This window comes from Chitinophagaceae bacterium (assembly GCA_016717285.1).
In the GTDB taxonomy this organism is placed as follows: Bacteria; Bacteroidota; Bacteroidia; order Chitinophagales; family UBA10324; genus JACCZZ01.
In genome coordinates, this window is the sequence record JADKFU010000001.1 from 454,362 (window position 1) to 470,316 (window position 15,955).

Annotated in this window: 10 protein-coding genes; 8 read left to right on the forward strand and 2 right to left on the reverse strand. The window is 41.1% G+C overall.

The genetic code is table 11. From position 1 onward, the window contains the following. Positions 1 to 2: 2 nt before the first annotated feature. Complete coding sequence (locus IPO83_01970) at positions 3 to 1,463, reverse strand: T9SS type A sorting domain-containing protein (protein MBK9730048.1); 1,461 nt, start codon at positions 1,461 to 1,463, stop codon at positions 3 to 5. A gap of 55 nt (positions 1,464 to 1,518) precedes the next feature. Between IPO83_01970 and IPO83_01975 the strand changes: the two genes are divergently transcribed. From IPO83_01975 to bglX, 8 genes are all read left to right on the forward strand, one after another. Next, a complete protein-coding gene (locus IPO83_01975) occupies positions 1,519 to 1,662 on the forward strand; it encodes a hypothetical protein (GenBank protein MBK9730049.1) in 144 nt (47 codons plus the stop codon). A gap of 48 nt (positions 1,663 to 1,710) precedes the next feature. Beyond that, positions 1,711 to 2,277 (forward strand): MarC family protein, encoded by a 567-nt coding sequence (locus IPO83_01980; GenBank protein ID MBK9730050.1) that lies wholly within the window; start codon positions 1,711 to 1,713, stop codon positions 2,275 to 2,277. A gap of 170 nt (positions 2,278 to 2,447) precedes the next feature. Beyond that, the gene (locus tag IPO83_01985) at positions 2,448 to 3,824 is read left to right on the forward strand and encodes a Tat pathway signal protein (GenBank protein MBK9730051.1); all 1,377 of its coding nucleotides are present in this window, start codon (positions 2,448 to 2,450) and stop codon (positions 3,822 to 3,824) included. 685 nt (positions 3,825 to 4,509) lie between these two features. After that, the gene (locus IPO83_01990) at positions 4,510 to 7,551 is read left to right on the forward strand and encodes a TonB-dependent receptor (GenBank protein MBK9730052.1); all 3,042 of its coding nucleotides are present in this window, start codon (positions 4,510 to 4,512) and stop codon (positions 7,549 to 7,551) included. Positions 7,552 to 7,561: 10 nt separating this feature from the next. Then, positions 7,562 to 9,052: a RagB/SusD family nutrient uptake outer membrane protein gene (locus tag IPO83_01995; GenBank protein ID MBK9730053.1), complete on the forward strand. Its 1,491-nt coding sequence runs from the start codon at positions 7,562 to 7,564 to the stop codon at positions 9,050 to 9,052. 70 nt (positions 9,053 to 9,122) lie between these two features. Further along, a complete protein-coding gene (locus IPO83_02000; GenBank protein ID MBK9730054.1) occupies positions 9,123 to 10,379 on the forward strand; it encodes an Ig-like domain-containing protein in 1,257 nt (418 codons plus the stop codon). A gap of 132 nt (positions 10,380 to 10,511) precedes the next feature. Further along, entirely contained in the window at positions 10,512 to 12,500 is a 1,989-nt protein-coding gene (locus IPO83_02005; protein MBK9730055.1) for an Ig-like domain-containing protein, read from the forward strand. Between the two features lie 85 nt (positions 12,501 to 12,585). Next, entirely contained in the window at positions 12,586 to 14,802 is a 2,217-nt protein-coding gene (gene bglX, locus IPO83_02010) for a beta-glucosidase BglX (GenBank protein ID MBK9730056.1), read from the forward strand. 269 nt (positions 14,803 to 15,071) lie between these two features. On the opposite strand, the gene IPO83_02015 is transcribed toward bglX, so the two are convergent. Further along, the gene (locus tag IPO83_02015; GenBank protein MBK9730057.1) at positions 15,072 to 15,890 is read right to left on the reverse strand and encodes an alpha/beta hydrolase; all 819 of its coding nucleotides are present in this window, start codon (positions 15,888 to 15,890) and stop codon (positions 15,072 to 15,074) included. Positions 15,891 to 15,955 lie beyond the last annotated feature (65 nt).

The window sequence follows — 15,955 nt, forward strand, 5'->3', positions numbered from 1 at the left end:
ACTTATTTTACGATAAGGAAAGGCAAAGCTGCAACTACGTTGCGGCTATTTTCTTTTATAGTCACCAGATAATTTCCGGCAGGTAAATTTTTAACAAATACCGGCTGACTGCCATGAATACTTATGTTTGAAACTGTTATTCCTTTCATATCTGTGATTGCAGCATTGTAAGAATCCGACAAATTTAATCCTGCAATAATAAAATAGTCTGCAACAGGATTCGGGCTTATCAAGACATTGTTTTCGATGGTAGTTTTGATCGGAATTGATGTGATTACCGACAACCAGTTTACTGTGTATCGTTCTACATTGTTCCATACCTGAAAGTTATTATTCCAAGTTTGCCCTATAGATTGTATCACGTTTCCATGATCATCATTTGTATAAAGGTATTGATAGGTTGACACCCAGCCGGTTCCTGTCCAGTTGGAAATAATTTTCTGGCCTGGAAACCCGGACGCGTCATAGAAAAAAGCATTCATATTAAAGTTCTGCCAACTCGCTGACGAATTATCCCATAACTGGAAGATTATTTTGGTGAGCTTATTATTGTCGAATTCATACAGATATTGATTCAGGTTTTGGAATACAGAATTATTGTTGTCCCATGTTGAACTTGTTATCCTGATCAGGTTGGCGAAATCATCATATTCATAATCGTAACCGTAATAAACAATCCATTCCTGATTTTCTATGGACCAAATCTTTGATTCGCTGTGTATCAGTTGATTTAAAGAATTGTAAACCATCGTATCCTCCGTTTCATTCAGCCAGGCCACTGAGTCTTCATTCCATACGATCCCTTTGTAGAGCAGGAGGTTTTCATTATTGTCGTAAGTTGAAATGTATTGCGAGTAAGTGTACCACAACATGCTGGTATCTACCCAGTCAGAATGGGTTACGGATAGTTCTTTGCCATTGGCATAATAGGTATAATCATGCTTGTGATTTGCAAGCCATGATGTTGCGATAGCATTCCAATAGCTGATTTTTTCCTGCAATAAGTCACCCGTTGTTGTGTGTTGTTCTTCATAAAGTGTATTGTTGATCAGTCCACCTGACGAAGGATCAAATACCTGTTCCAGTCCAGAAGATTGAAAACCGAATAGGTCATAAGCGTAGGTGGTGCGCCTGGTGTTTATCCAGTCACCAACAAGCAGGTCAAGACTGAATTCATTCAGAATATTCAAACTGGCATCAGGATGGTAATCGTACTCAAACTTGTACGAAGGGATCCATTCATGCTCGAGCAGGTCATAATAATCATATTGTTCGTACAGGGGTTTGAAAATTAATTCCCTTGTTGCATCGTGGTCTGACGGAATCGACTGCTGCAGGTAATCAGGAACAGCAGACTCATATGGATTCACCATCCTTTTCAATTCATTTAAATGAAATGACGGTTGTGATAAAGCATAATTGAAAGGAAGAGCCGCAAAAATTATCAGCAATAAATGTCTCATTGTTGCATAAAATTAATCATATTCTTCAGCACAGGGTATTGGAAAATAGACTTTTGTGGATACGAGTTCGATTGCACCTGGTGTTGTTATCAAATGTTTGCGCTACGGCTTCGCCGCAACCATTCAACCATTCAACCATTCAACCATTCAACCATTCAACCATTCAACCATTCAACCATTCAACCATTCAACCATTTAATCACTCCACCCAAAATAAAATAATCATCTTTGTCTAAACAGTACAGACATGCATTTCGATGGTAAAGAAATAGGAACCATTTCCATGATTTTGTTTGCCGTTATCGATATTATGGGTGGACTTCCTGTGCTTGTTGATTTGCAACAAAAAACAGGCAGGTTAAAATCAGAACAGATCACCATGGTTTCCGGCCTTATTATGATTCTTTTTTTATTTCTGGGTGAATCAATACTTAACATCATCGGAATTGACATTGCTTCTTTTGCGATAGCCGGCTCATTCATCATTTTTTTTCTCGCGCTTGAAATGATTCTCGGCATTAAATTTTTCAAAGGGGAATCACCAGAAACAGTTTCCATTGTTCCGATTGCTTTTCCATTGATTGCAGGAGCGGGCACACTTACTACCTTGTTATCACTTCGTTCGCAATACCAGCATGTTGAAAATATAATAGCAGCCATTCTTATTAACCTTGTGGTGGTTTATTTTGTGCTGCGAAACACCCATCACATAGAAAAATTGCTTGGCATTGGAGGAATCAATTTACTAAGAAAAATTTTCGGTGTTATCCTGCTTGCCCTTGCAGTGAAATTATTCAAGTCGAATGCTTTCTGAGCAACGGAGCTTTTCTATTTGCTTTTTACTTTTACTTTTATTCCGCAATGATCATGATGCATGGCTGCATGATTTAATGATCAAATGGCTTCGTATCTTTTTCCTTGTTTGATCACTGCAATTGCACAACAATTTAATCATTGAATTGACTAATCCTTTAACATCAACACATGCACAAAATCAACAAAGTTCTTTTACTGCTCCTCTTTCCCATTGTTTTTTTCTCGGCAACTTACCAGCAAAAGCCATCGGTTGTACCCGCTACTTTTATTGATTCCTTATCGAAAAACACTTTCCATTATTTCTGGGATCTGGCGGGCGAACAAAATGGTCAGATCCCGGACCGGTGGCCTTCCAAGAGTTTTTCAAGTATTGCAGCTACGGGCTTTGGGCTTACCGCATATCTTGTTGGTGTGGAACGCAAATACATTACACGCCAACAGGCGGCAGAAAGGGTTTTAATGACCTTGCAGTTTTTCAAAAATGCAAAAATGGGAAGCGCGCAAACAGGTATTACCGGTTATCGCGGTTTCTTTTATCACTTCATTGATATGGTTACAGGGTTGCGTTTTGAAAACGTAGAGCTTTCAACAATTGATACGGGATTGTTGATAGCCGGAATTCTTTCCTGCCAGACGTATTTCGATGCTGATAATGAAACTGAAAAACAAATTCGTGATATTGCTGATGCTCTGTACCGAAACGTTGAATGGGATTGGGCGATGAATAACGATCCGACCATGAGCATGGGATGGCATCCGGAGAAAGGATTTATTGATGCCCGTTGGAAAGGGTACAATGAAGGCATGATTATTTATGTGCTGGCATTAGGCTCACCTACGCATACGATTCCTGCTGAAAGCTGGAAGGCATGGACGAATTCATATCAATGGGCAAACTATTATGGACAGGAGATGGTGAACTTCGGGCCTTTGTTCGGGCACCAGTATTCACATATGTATATTGATTTTAAAGGAATCACCGATGAATACATGCGCAACAAGGGAATTGATTATTTCGAAAATTCCCGCCGCGCTACCTATGCCAATCAGGCTTATTGCATCAATAATCCCGCTGGTTACATTGGCTATACATCTTCTATCTGGGGACTTACGGCATGCGATGGTCCCGGAAACGAGAACAAGAGTAATCCCAACATCGCTTTTATGGGCTACGGTGCCCGTGGTGCAGCACAGTGGTATGTGCAGGATGACGGGACCATCGCGCCCACAGCGGCCGGAGGTTCAGTTCCCTTTGCTCCTGAAATTTGTCTTCCCGCGTTAAAAGCGATGAAGCAACAATATGGAAGTAAGATTTATGATCGGTATGGATTTAAAGATGCCTTCAATCTAACCATCATTAATAAAGACGGATCACAGGGCTGGGTAGACCAGGATTATCTGGGCATAGATGAAGGACCGATCATCATTCAACTGCAGAATTATGAAAACGGTTTCGTCTGGAATCTGATGAAGAAGAATCCATATATCGTTGCAGGTTTGAAAAAGGCAGGATTTAAAGGTGGTTGGTTGGATAACACTAAATGAAGCTTCGTGAGATCAGCTTTCTTTTTTAGATTTTGAAAGATATTATTTTTGAAAATATGTTGAATGCTTAAATAGCCACATGGTTGTAACAAAGCTTTTGAAAAGCTGCATCAATTAGCATGCGGGTAATTGTAGGATTAAACAATATAAACTCTTCAGATAATTCAAAGAATCCAAACATGGTTGGCTTTAAAATAATTAGTGCATGGAATACACTTAACTTAAAAAGAAGCCTATATTTGTTTACAATTCCCTGCCATATATAAAGAAGATACTAAAGGTAAAACTACCTTAGCGGCATTCCGATTTTCTGTGGATTGCGTGATCTTCGTATTTGATAAGGAAGAATTGAAAGTGCTGTTGGTGGAATGAATGAATCGCCCTTCACGCATTTGAAACACTTACCCAGCTTTAGCATATTTAGGAAGCCATTCTTCACCGAAAAATTGATAAGCATAATTTAAGAAAGAAAAATCTTAGGTGCGGTTTACTGACAAAGTTGAAAGAAAAGCAGGAAGGTTTTTCACACCGTTCGGCAGGTTTCTTTAAGTTCAACAAGAAGTGGTATCAGAATTTGAACAGGAACGGATTTATTTTTGGAATGAAATAAAAATGCAATTGATTAAAACACCTCTCAGATATTCTGGCAATCAAATAACGAATCTCAAATTTCTAAATACTTGATATGGTAAGAAATTTACTTTTTGCAACAGGGTGCTTTTTTTCATTGGCAGCCAATGCACAAAACTTTCCTGTACAGGGCACAGTGACAGGTTCAGATGATGGTCAGCCGATGATTGGAGTGAATGTAGTGGTTAAGGCCGGAACGACTGGTGCTTCCACTGATGCAGATGGTCACTATAGTCTGACTGTTGCTTCAGGAAATGACAGTCTCGTTTTTTCTTATCTCGGATACATTACCAAATCTGTAGGTATTGAAAACCGTGCTGTTATTGATGTAGTGCTGGCACTTGATGTGGCTATTCTCGATGACATTGTAGTGGTTGGTTACGGAACACAAAAGAAAAGCGACCTGACCGGTGCAGTGTCTTCAGTCCGTGGTTCTGATCTTACTAAAATTCCCTCTTCATCTCCCTTACAGGCTTTACAGGGAAAAGTAGCAGGTGTGCAAGTAACAAGTACATCAGGTGCGCCCGGTGCGGATCCGGTTGTTCGTATACGAGGTGTGGGTACGTTTAACAATTCATCTCCCATTTATGTGGTGGATGGTGTAATCCTGGATGATATTTCTTTTTTGAATTCAGCGGATATACAATCCATGGAAATTCTCAAGGATGCTTCCGCAACAGCCATCTACGGTTCGCGGGGTTCTAATGGAGTAATCATCGTTACCACCAAACAAGGAAAGGCGGGAGGACAGGATAAACCTACCGTGAGTTTTGGTGCAGAATACAGCACACAGATTCTTGCTAAGAAAATTGAGTTGCTGGACGGAAGGGAATTTGCAACTTATGTAAATGATATTACGCCCGGCTCTTACAACAATCTCGATGCGGTTCCTAATACTGATTGGCAGGATTTGGTTTTTCAAAATGCACCCATGCAGAATTATCATTTATCTGTTTCCGGGTCATCACCGAAATCTCAGTACTATGTCGGCTTCGGATATTTCAATCAGCAGGGAATCATTGAGAAATCAAGCTATGAACGATTTTCATTGCAATTGAATAATACATATACACTTTCAAAAAATATAAAGCTGGGTAACAATTTAACCTTCGCACCCTACGAACAGCAAAACACTGCGAATGCAACTTATGGTGCCTATCGTGCACAACCGGTAGTAGCACCGTTTAATACAGATGGAAGTTATAGTGAAGTGCCCGGAGTAGGTAACCCACTGGCAGATATTGAAAATACCAACAGCTTCGACAAAGGATTGCGAACAGTTGGAAATATTTTTGCGGAAGTGCATTTCCTGAAGGATTTTACCTTCAGAAGCAGTTTTGGTGTTGACATGGCTTTCCAGAAAAACAGGCGATTCACTCCAGTATTTTATGTTTCACCACAACAGCAAAATGAAATCAATGATCTTTTTGTTGGCAATACAGAATATGTAACCTGGCTATGGGAAAACACTTTGAATTATAATAAAACAATTGGCAAACATGCGATTAATCTTTTGGGTGGTTACACCATGCAGGAATCATCATCTGAATTCCTTGGTGCTGCAGCAATGAATATCCTGAGTGATACAAAGAACCTGTGGTACCTGAATGCTGATAATATCACACCAACATCCATAGTCAATGGTGTGAATGATGAACAGAATTATTCCATCATCTCTTATCTTTTCCGTGCAAACTATTCCTATAACTCTAAATATCTCCTCACTGCTACTTTCAGAAGAGATGGATCCTCAAAATTCAATGTTGACAACAGGTATTCGAATTTTCCATCTCTTGCCGCAGGATGGAATATCTCGAATGAAACTTTTATGGAAAGTGTGCCTTTTATTTCTAACCTTAAGATAAGAGGCAGCTGGGGCATCATTGGTAATGAGAAAATTAATTATCTCGATCAGTATGCCCTTGTGTTAAACCAGATCAATGGTGTTTTCGGAACCAATGAAGTGCTTACGCCCGGATCGAGCTATGGAAAAACCGGTAATCCTGATTTGAAATGGGAAAGCACTAATCAGGTTGATATTGGTCTTGAAATGGGATTCATTAAAAACAGCATCACTGCAGAGTTGGACTACTACACCAGAACCACTGAAGATATTTTAGTAGAATTGTCTACACCCGGCTATCTTGGAAATGGACAAGGTGTGAAGGTGCGGTACAATGCCGGTTCGGTGCTGAATCGTGGTTTTGAATTAAACTTAGCTTATAACGATGCCGTGGGAGAATTTAAATACAGGATAGGTGTAATAGGAGCAACCATTCATAATGAAGTGCTCAGCATCGGAGGTAACAGTGGTATTGACTCAGTCTTGTATGGCGGTAATCTCGGCAACGGTCAACTTGTTACAAGAAGCACCGTCGGTATTCCGATAGGTTCTTTTTATGGATATGAAACTGATGGCATTTTTCAGAATGAAGCTGAACTGGAATCATATCCACATGAATCACTGACCGGCGTAGGAGACCTGCGCTTTGTGGATCAGAATGGTGATGGAGAAATTAATTCGCTCGACCGTGTTAACCTCGGGTCTCCGATTCCTGATTTTATTTATGGTTTTAATCTTGAAGGATCTTTCAAGGGATTTGATATGTCTATAGACTTTCAGGGTCAGGTAGGTAATAAAATTTATAATGGTAAAGAAGCAGTCAGACCTGATTTGTATAATTTCGAAACACATGTTATCGATCATTGGACAGGTGAAGGCACCAGTACTACGGAACCGAGAGCATCAGCAGGTGGTGTCAACTATGCACCATCTGACAGGTTTGTTCAGGACGGTTCTTTCCTCAGACTCAGGAATGTATCTATTGGTTATACATTGCCGAAATCATTTAGTGAGAAGATTAAAATGAGCGAAGCAAGATTTTATGTGCGTGGCACCAATCTTTTTACGGTAACAAAATATACCGGTTACACTCCTGAGATTGGTACCAGTGAAGCACGGGCCGTTACTAATGGAACAGGTAGTGCAGGTGATCTTGATCTTTCACCATCTACTGATGTGCTTTCAAGCGGTATCGACAATGGAATTTATCCGATCACTACCATTTATTCTATCGGGCTTAACCTAACTTTCTAAAATTACAGACATGAAAAAAATATTCGTCAGATCATTCTTCATCGTGCTAGTATTTACTGTTGGAAGCTGCAGTGATTTCCTCGATAAAGTACCGCAGGGAAATCTGACACAGGAAAATTTCCCTCAAACTGCTGATGATGCATTGCTGGCAACCAATGCTGTTTACAACACGCTTCGTAATTGGTCTTATCACTCAGGAGGCTATCCGATTCTTGACATAATGTCTGATGACGCGCATAAAGGAAGCAATCCTTCTGACCAGGCGAATAATATCGGTCCGTATGATGATTTCACCATGTCGACCAGCCAGGAACCTTTGGGTGCCTGGTGGAACAGTTTGTATGAAGGCATCAAGCGTGCGAACGTAGTAATTGAAAAAGTACCGGACATTAGTATGGATGAAACTTTACGGAACAGGTACATCGGGGAGGCAAAATTTTTAAGAGCACTGTTTTATTTCGACCTCGTGCGTGCATGGGGAGGTGTACCCATTGTTACCTCCACCGTTCCAGAACTGAAATTACCACGTGCTTCAAAAGAAGAAATTTATGATTTGATAATAAATGACCTGTTAAATGCCATTGACAATTTACCTGAAAAAACAAGTCTGAATCCTGCTGATTATGGTCGGGCAACAAAAGGCGCTGCAACGGCCTTGCTGGCAAAGGCGTACCTGTTCGATGGCGATTTTCAAAATGCAAAGGATTATGCATTACAAGTCATCAATTCAAATTTGTATTCATTGGATCCGGATTTTGAACATACATTTTCTCTCGACGGTCAATACAATTCAGAATCTGTTTTTGAAATTGGCGCCATAGAATTTGAAGGACAGGAAAATGGCGGAAACCAATATGCCAATACGCAAGGCGTTCGCGGAACACCCAATCGTGGCTGGGGATTTAACAGGCCATCCATAAACCTGCGTGATTCCTTTGAACCCGGCGATCCTCGTATGGAAGGAACAATTATTTTCCTTGGTGAAGTGATTGATGGCGTTACCATTCTTGGTGATGGAAGTACACCTGATATAACTTATACGGATGCGACCAATACAGTTGTTAAAGAAATAGAATGCTACAATCAGAAAGTGTGGATTCCCGGAACTTCCACCAGTGAACAATGGGGACACAACAGAAGGTTAATCAGGTATGCAGAAGTTTTATTGATTGCTGCCGAAGCATTAAATCAATCCGGGCAACCTTCTGATGCATTAATCTATCTGAATCAGGTGCGCGCACGTGCGCGTGAAGGCAGCAACACCATTTTGCCAGACATAACAGAAATGAATAAAGATGCGTTGAATGACCTTATCTTAAAAGAACGCAGGTCAGAATTGGCAATGGAAGGTGTTCGTTTCTGGGATTTGGTGAGAACTGGCAAAGCTGCTGAAGTGCTTGGCCCGTTAGGCTTTCAAACCAACAAAAATGAATTCTTACCCATTCCGCAAACTGAAATCGATATCTCACAAGGCACACTTTCTCAAAATCCGGGATGGTAATCACGATAATTTAGTTGAACTTTGCACAAACCAATTTTTTAATCTAAACTTAAAAATCACAATGAAAAACATGAAATGGATTATGAGTTCCATGGTGGCTATTGCTCTTTTCGCCATTCTGGTACAAAGTTGTAAAAAAGATGAACCGGTAGCCCTTACGCTTTCATCACTCACTGCCGGTGGTGTTGACCTTAACGGTGCGTCAAGCGCTACAGGCGTACCTACAGATGCTGCCATCACGGCAAGCTTTTCAACTGCTGTTGATGCATCTACTGCCAATACTACGAATATCACACTTACCCGTGATTATGACAATGTATCGGTTGATCTTACCATTACAACAAGTGGCAGCACCGTTACAATCACCCCGAATGATGATCTTGCATCAGGTGCATTGTACGCATTGTCCATAAACAATCTGAAATCAACTGAAGGAGAAGTATTGAGTTCTGCAATTAACAGAACCTATACTACTGTAGGAACTTTTGCTCCATCCGGTGCAGTTGCTTACTGGAATTTTGAAGATGGTTCTGTAAACGATCTTACCGGTGCTTATGCTGCTACAGAAAACACGGATGTAACATTCGCTGCTTCGAAGAGCACAGTATTGGGTCAGGCTGCTTACTTCAATGGAAAAACTACTTACATCGAATATCCGGGCGGACCTACTTTGATGAATACTGACAATTTCACACTTAGTTTCTGGGTAAGAGCAGAAAGCGCAGGTCACGTAGATGCCAGCGGAAATCCAAAAGGAAATTTTGTATTAGGAACAGGATTCTTCAAAGGATTCCAGTTTGAAATTCCAGGTGATTATGCATGGTGCAAAATGGCTGCTCAGTATGATTGCGGTACCCTAACTGAAGGAGATGACATTTTCTTCCCTGGCGATGGCTTGACTAAAGACAATGGTGGCTGGCAAGGTTGTATTTTCAACAAAGATCTCACCGGAAGTGGTGGTGTAGCTGCTTTGCTTAAAGACACCTGGGCTAACGTTGTTGTGATGTATGATGCAGCAGGAAAAGTTGGTTCCATGTATATCAACGGTGAATTGATGAAAGCTCAGGATTTCGATTTATGGCCTGTACCTTCTAACAAACTGAATTGCGTAGGATTGAAATTTGACCCACTTGCAACGGACGTTGGACAAGGATTTGTATTCGGTTTTGCTGAAGATAAATCAAGTGCATTGTTCTCGGGCGAACCATGGGGCAATGTGAATTCACCTGACAGTAATCACTTCCAGGGCTGGCTTGATGATGTGAGAGTTTACCACAGAGTGCTCACGCAGGATGAAATCACCCTGATGTACAATTCAAGTAAATAGCATTTCGCGAGTTGTTCAAAGCACCTGGTTGCAGGTGTTGAATAGCTCACGAGACAGTCTTCTAATTTAACTCCAAAGGTTCCCCGCAAATAATGTTGGGAACCTTTGGTTTGTTTAGACCTTCCTTCACAAATGACTTTTAAGAAGAGTTCCGGTTATGTTGTTATACTCCTCCTGTTAATCAGCTTCTCATGCAAGAAGAATGACGGTGGACCTGCAGTAACAGGCACCCTTCAATTGTCTACCATCAGCATAGGCACATCTCTGTTGAATGTTTCTTCCGGTGCTACCAATGACCAGGTGCCTGTTGACCAACCTATTGTCGCTACTTTTTCAACAGTTATTGATACTGCATCCGTAAAAAATGCAGTAAACCTTACTGCTGCAGGAATAGGAATTCCCCTTAAGTTTTCTTTTCCCGATGGTAAAACTTTGTCAGCAAAGCCACTGACTGTTCTTGAAAATAATACGACGTATGAGTTTCAGATTACCACTAACCTGGAAGGTGTTCAAAACGAAACCTTCTCAGGTGTCACGGTCAACTTTACGACCATACAGGGATCTTTAAAAATTATTTCTTTTACAGTTTCCGGAAAAGATTTGTTGACCGCGGATCGTGTTACTGATGTTGACCGTAATTTTCCGGCCATCGTAACATTTGATCATCCTTTAGATCCCGCATCACTGGATCAATATACTGTGCGGGTTTATAATGGTGGGGAATACGCAAACATCAGTTATACACTTTCAGACAGCAATAAGAAAATTTCTGTTGTGGCAAATGAGCCGCTTATACACTACGAAAAATATTTTGTGACACTCTCGTCACAAATTAAGGGAGCCAACGGTTTTCTTTTCGGCGGTTATACAAAAGCATTTTATTCAGCGCTTGATACTACACCAAAATTTCCGGTGATATCGGATGATGCTTTGCTGACACTGGTGGAAGAACAGACTTTTAAATATTTCTGGGATTACGCGAACCCAACAAGTGGTCTGGCGCTTGAGCGGGAATCGTCGGGTTACCTTGTAACAACAGGAGGTTCAGGATTTGGCGTGATGGCTATTCTTGTTGGTATCAACAGAAATTTTATTTCCCGGCAGGAAGGAGTGGACCGGCTGGAGAAAATTGTAAACTTCCTCACCGATGCAGATCGCTTTCATGGAGCCTGGCCACACTGGATGAATGGAAGCACAGGAGATGTGATTCCTTTCAGCAGCAATGACAATGGTGCAGACCTGGTGGAAACCTCTTTTATGATGCAAGGTCTTTTAACAGTCCGGCAATTTCTGAATGCGGGAAATTCACAGGAGAACGCGTTGATTGCAAAAATTAATAACCTCTGGAATACGGTTGAATGGGATTGGTTTACCAAAGGCGGACAGAATGTATTGTACTGGCATTGGTCACCGGATAAAGGATGGATCATGAACATGCAAATCAAAGGATATGACGAAGCACTGATCACCTATCTGTTAGCAGCAGGTTCACCAACACATACTATTGATGCTGCGGTGTATCACAATGGATGGGCCAGCAATGGCGGTATAATAAATGGAAACAGTTATTACGGTTTTCCATTGCCATTAGGTGGAGCATTTGGTGGTCCGCTTTTCTTTGCACATTATTCTTTCCTCGGATTTAATCCGCACAACCTCCAGGACGATTACGCGAATTACTGGGAGCAAAATGTAAATCATACGCAGATCAACCGTGCCTATTGCATCGATAATCCGAAAGAGTATGTGGGTTATGGAAGCAACTGCTGGGGACTTACCGCAAGTGATAATCAAAGTGGATACAGCGCGCATTCGCCAACGAATGATCTGGGCGTAATAAGCCCAACGGCGGCACTGTCTTCTTTTCCTTATACACCTGAATCGTCGATGGAAGCACTTAAATTTTTCTACTACACTTTAGGAGATAAGTTGTGGGGACCTTATGGATTTTATGACGCGTTCAACGTAACAGAAGGGTGGTACGGCACTTCAGCTTTAGCAATTGATGAAGGGCCGATCATCGTGATGATGGAGAATTACAGGACAGGATTGTTGTGGGATTTATTCATGTCAAGTCCTGAGGTGGATGTTGCTATGAATAAATTGGGATTCACCAATTAGTCAATGCCAATTTTTACATTTGAAAACAATAGCTATATTGTTTCTGCACACGTTATTTCATCAACACTAACAGCAAATTCATTCCATGAAGAGATATTACTTCCTCCTTGCAATTTTTATAATCAATGCACTGATACCTGCGTCTTTAATTGCGCAAAATAAAAAACAGCAATTCATTGATTCATTGTTGGCAAAAATGACACTGGAAGAAAAAATCGGGCAAATGACATTGTTCACTTCCGATTGGGATGTAACAGGACCTACCGTGAGGAGTAACTATCTGCAGGATATTAAGTCAGGTAAGATGGGTTCAATTTTCAATGCTTATTCAGTAAAATACAATACAGAACTGCAACGCGCTGCTGTGGAGCAAACACGCCTTCACATTCCTTTACTTTTTGGATATGATGTGATTCATGGACATCGTACCATTTTTCCTATTCCATTGGGCGAAGCATGCAGTTGGGATTTGGCAGCCATGGAAAAGTCAGCAAGAATTGCTGCAACAGAAGCTGCTGCAGAAGGCATCAACTGGACGTTCGCACCGATGGTGGATATTGCACGTGATCCTCGCTGGGGGAGAGTGATGGAAGGTGCGGGCGAAGATACTTACCTCGGAACGCAGATTGCAAAGGCGCGTGTAAAAGGATTCCAGGGTGATCAGCTCAGCAGTTCCAATACCATTGCAGCTTGTGCAAAACATTATGCAGCATATGGTGCAGCGCAGGCCGGTCGTGATTACAGCACGGTTGACATTTCTGAAAATACTTTGCGGGATGTGTACCTGCCGCCATTCAAAGCTTGTGCTGATGCTGGTGTTGCAACATTCATGACGTCTTTTAACGAAATCAATGGCGTGCCTTCTTCCGGCAATCCATTTATTTTAAAAGATATTTTGAAGAGAGACTGGAAGTGGAAAGGATTCGTAGTAACAGATTATACTTCTATCAATGAAATGGTACCACATGGTTTTGCAAAGGATGAGAAGGAAGCCGGTGAAGAAGCATTGAATGCAGGTGTTGATATGGATATGCAAGGCGCTGTCTATTATAAATACACAACACAATCATTGGCAGAAAAGAAAGTAACGCTCGTTGAAATTGATGATGCTGTAAAACGCATTTTAGGAATCAAATATGACCTCGGACTTTTTGAAGATCCTTACAGGTATCTTGATGAAAAGCGGGAAGCATCTGAAATAATGACCAAAGAAAATCTGGATGCGGCAAGAGATGTAGCACGCAAGTCGATGGTGTTACTGAAGAATGAAAATAATATTTTGCCTTTACGCAATGAAGCAACGATTGCTGTTATTGGTCCATTAGCCAAGGACAATGTAAATATGATAGGAGCGTGGTCAGCAGCAGGAGATGGTAAGAAAGCAATCTCGCTGTTGGAAGGACTCAGGGCGCGAACAACAATCACAGGAAATATTCTGTACGCTAAAGGCTGTAACATCAATGATGACTCTACAAATAATTTTGCAGCGGCTGTTGCGATAGCTAACCAGGCGGAAGTGATTTTGCTGGCAATCGGAGAAAGTGCTTCAATGTCCGGTGAAGCATCCAGTCGTTCTGATATACGGCTTCCCGGCGTTCAGCAACAATTGTTTGATGCATTGAAGAAAACAGGAAAACCAATTGTGGTGGTATTGATGAATGGAAGGCCACTTGCTATTCCCGAATTAGATGCAAATGCCAATGCGATATTGGAAACCTGGTTTTCAGGAACAATGGCAGGACATGCCATTGCTGATGTTTTGTATGGTGATTATAATCCTTCCGGGAAATTAGTGATCACTTTTCCTAGAAACGTTGGCCAAATTCCGATTTACTACAACATGAAGAACACCGGTCGACCGTTCGACGCTAATAATAAATACACTTCCAAATACCTTGACATTCCAAATACTCCTTTGTATCCCTTCGGTTATGGATTGAGCTATACGCTGTTCAAGTATTCAGATTTAAAATTGAATAAAGTAAAATTTGCAATGAATGATTCATTGAAAGTTTCTGTAACGGTAACTAATTCAGGAAAGCGTGATGGTGAAGAGGTAGTGCAATTATATATTCAGGATTTAGTGGGAAGTCTTACCAGGCCTGTGAAAGAATTGAAAGGGTTTAATAAGATTTCACTTAAAGCGGGAGAAAGCAAAACAGTTAGCTTCACCCTGCATGCTGATGATCTTGCATTTTATAATGTAAAAATGATTCGGCAGGCAGAGCCGGGTGAGTTTAAAGTGTATGCGGGGGGAAGTTCTGCAGGTAGCTTAGAAGGAAGTTTTGAGCTGGTGAAGTAGCTGTAAGTTGAGTCAGCCTGTAGCACAACCAACAAGTGTAGGACTAGTTAGTTTGTTTCATCATGGAGGGGGGGTGGAGGGGGGGTTTAAAATTAAAAAAAAATTTTTTTTTAAAGCCGGGGGGGGGGGCGGGGGGGCTAAATGGTTACATGGCTAAATTGCTTAATTGTTGCGGCGAAGCGGGAGAGTAGCTGCAACATAGCTAACAATGACTAATGCCCAATGACTCAGCTAACGACCAAGGACTAACGACTTTTACTCACTACTCACTACTCACTACTATACTTCCTAAAAAACCGCATCACCGTCTCATTAAACATTTCAGGATGCTGCAGACAAACTCCGTGTTCTGAGTCGGGGAAAATGCAGAGCTCGGCATTTTGCAGCGATTGATAAATTTTAATCGTGTGTTCGGGTCTTATAAGATCATGATCACCTGCCATCACAAGTGCAGGACATTTTATTTTACCAAGTTCCTTATAGGGAATATTCGGTTCATTGATCATCATCACATTCAGTGTTCTTTCCACCGGTGATATATCTTTTCGTTTCACAAAGTCTTTCATTTCCTGAATCATTGCTGGGTTAAATGCAGAAGTATCAGGAACTATATTAGCTCCTGTAAATGCGATTCCTTTTATATGTTCCGGGCAATGCATTGCCATGATAATCGCATTGATTCCACCATCACTCCAGCCCAAAACAAATGCTGAGTCTATTTTTAAATAGTCAAGCAGCTTACAGAAATCGTCGGCCATCAAATCATATGAAAGCGAATCCGCCGAACCTCCTGATTTGCCCTGCAAGCGACTGTCAATAGCAATTACATGAAAGTGTTTTTCAAAAAAAGGAATCTGAAATTTGAAAGCATCAATAGCGCCACCATTCCCGTGTAGCATGATAAGCGGCTGACCTTTACCATAACTTTCATAATAAAGCTGAATGCCATTGATGGATGCATAATGTCCTGCGGAGCTGTTATTTCCATAAACAATTGCCGCTGAATCAATCACACTTTTATTTTGAGCATAACAATTTGTTTTAACAGCGAAGGTGAGCAGTAATAGAAAAGTCAAACTAGCTTTCATTTTATGTAATTTGAAATGAGTATGGAATTAGAGGTACACAAATCTAACGGGAATATGTAATTGTG

What these genes read in the sequence shown, in the direction of transcription:
- IPO83_01970 (MBK9730048.1), bottom strand. Translation starts at nt 1,463, where the DNA reads ATGAGACATTTATTGCTGATAATTTTTGCGGCTCTTCCTTTCAATTAT.
- IPO83_01980 (MBK9730050.1), top strand. Translation starts at nt 1,711, where the DNA reads ATGCATTTCGATGGTAAAGAAATAGGAACCATTTCCATGATTTTGTTT.
- IPO83_01985 (MBK9730051.1), top strand. Translation starts at nt 2,448, where the DNA reads ATGCACAAAATCAACAAAGTTCTTTTACTGCTCCTCTTTCCCATTGTT.
- IPO83_01990 (MBK9730052.1), top strand. Translation starts at nt 4,510, where the DNA reads ATGGTAAGAAATTTACTTTTTGCAACAGGGTGCTTTTTTTCATTGGCA.
- IPO83_01995 (MBK9730053.1), top strand. Translation starts at nt 7,562, where the DNA reads ATGAAAAAAATATTCGTCAGATCATTCTTCATCGTGCTAGTATTTACT.
- IPO83_02000 (MBK9730054.1), top strand. Translation starts at nt 9,123, where the DNA reads ATGAAATGGATTATGAGTTCCATGGTGGCTATTGCTCTTTTCGCCATT.
- IPO83_02005 (MBK9730055.1), top strand. Translation starts at nt 10,512, where the DNA reads ATGACTTTTAAGAAGAGTTCCGGTTATGTTGTTATACTCCTCCTGTTA.
- bglX (MBK9730056.1), top strand. Translation starts at nt 12,586, where the DNA reads ATGAAGAGATATTACTTCCTCCTTGCAATTTTTATAATCAATGCACTG.
- IPO83_02015 (MBK9730057.1), bottom strand. Translation starts at nt 15,890, where the DNA reads ATGAAAGCTAGTTTGACTTTTCTATTACTGCTCACCTTCGCTGTTAAA.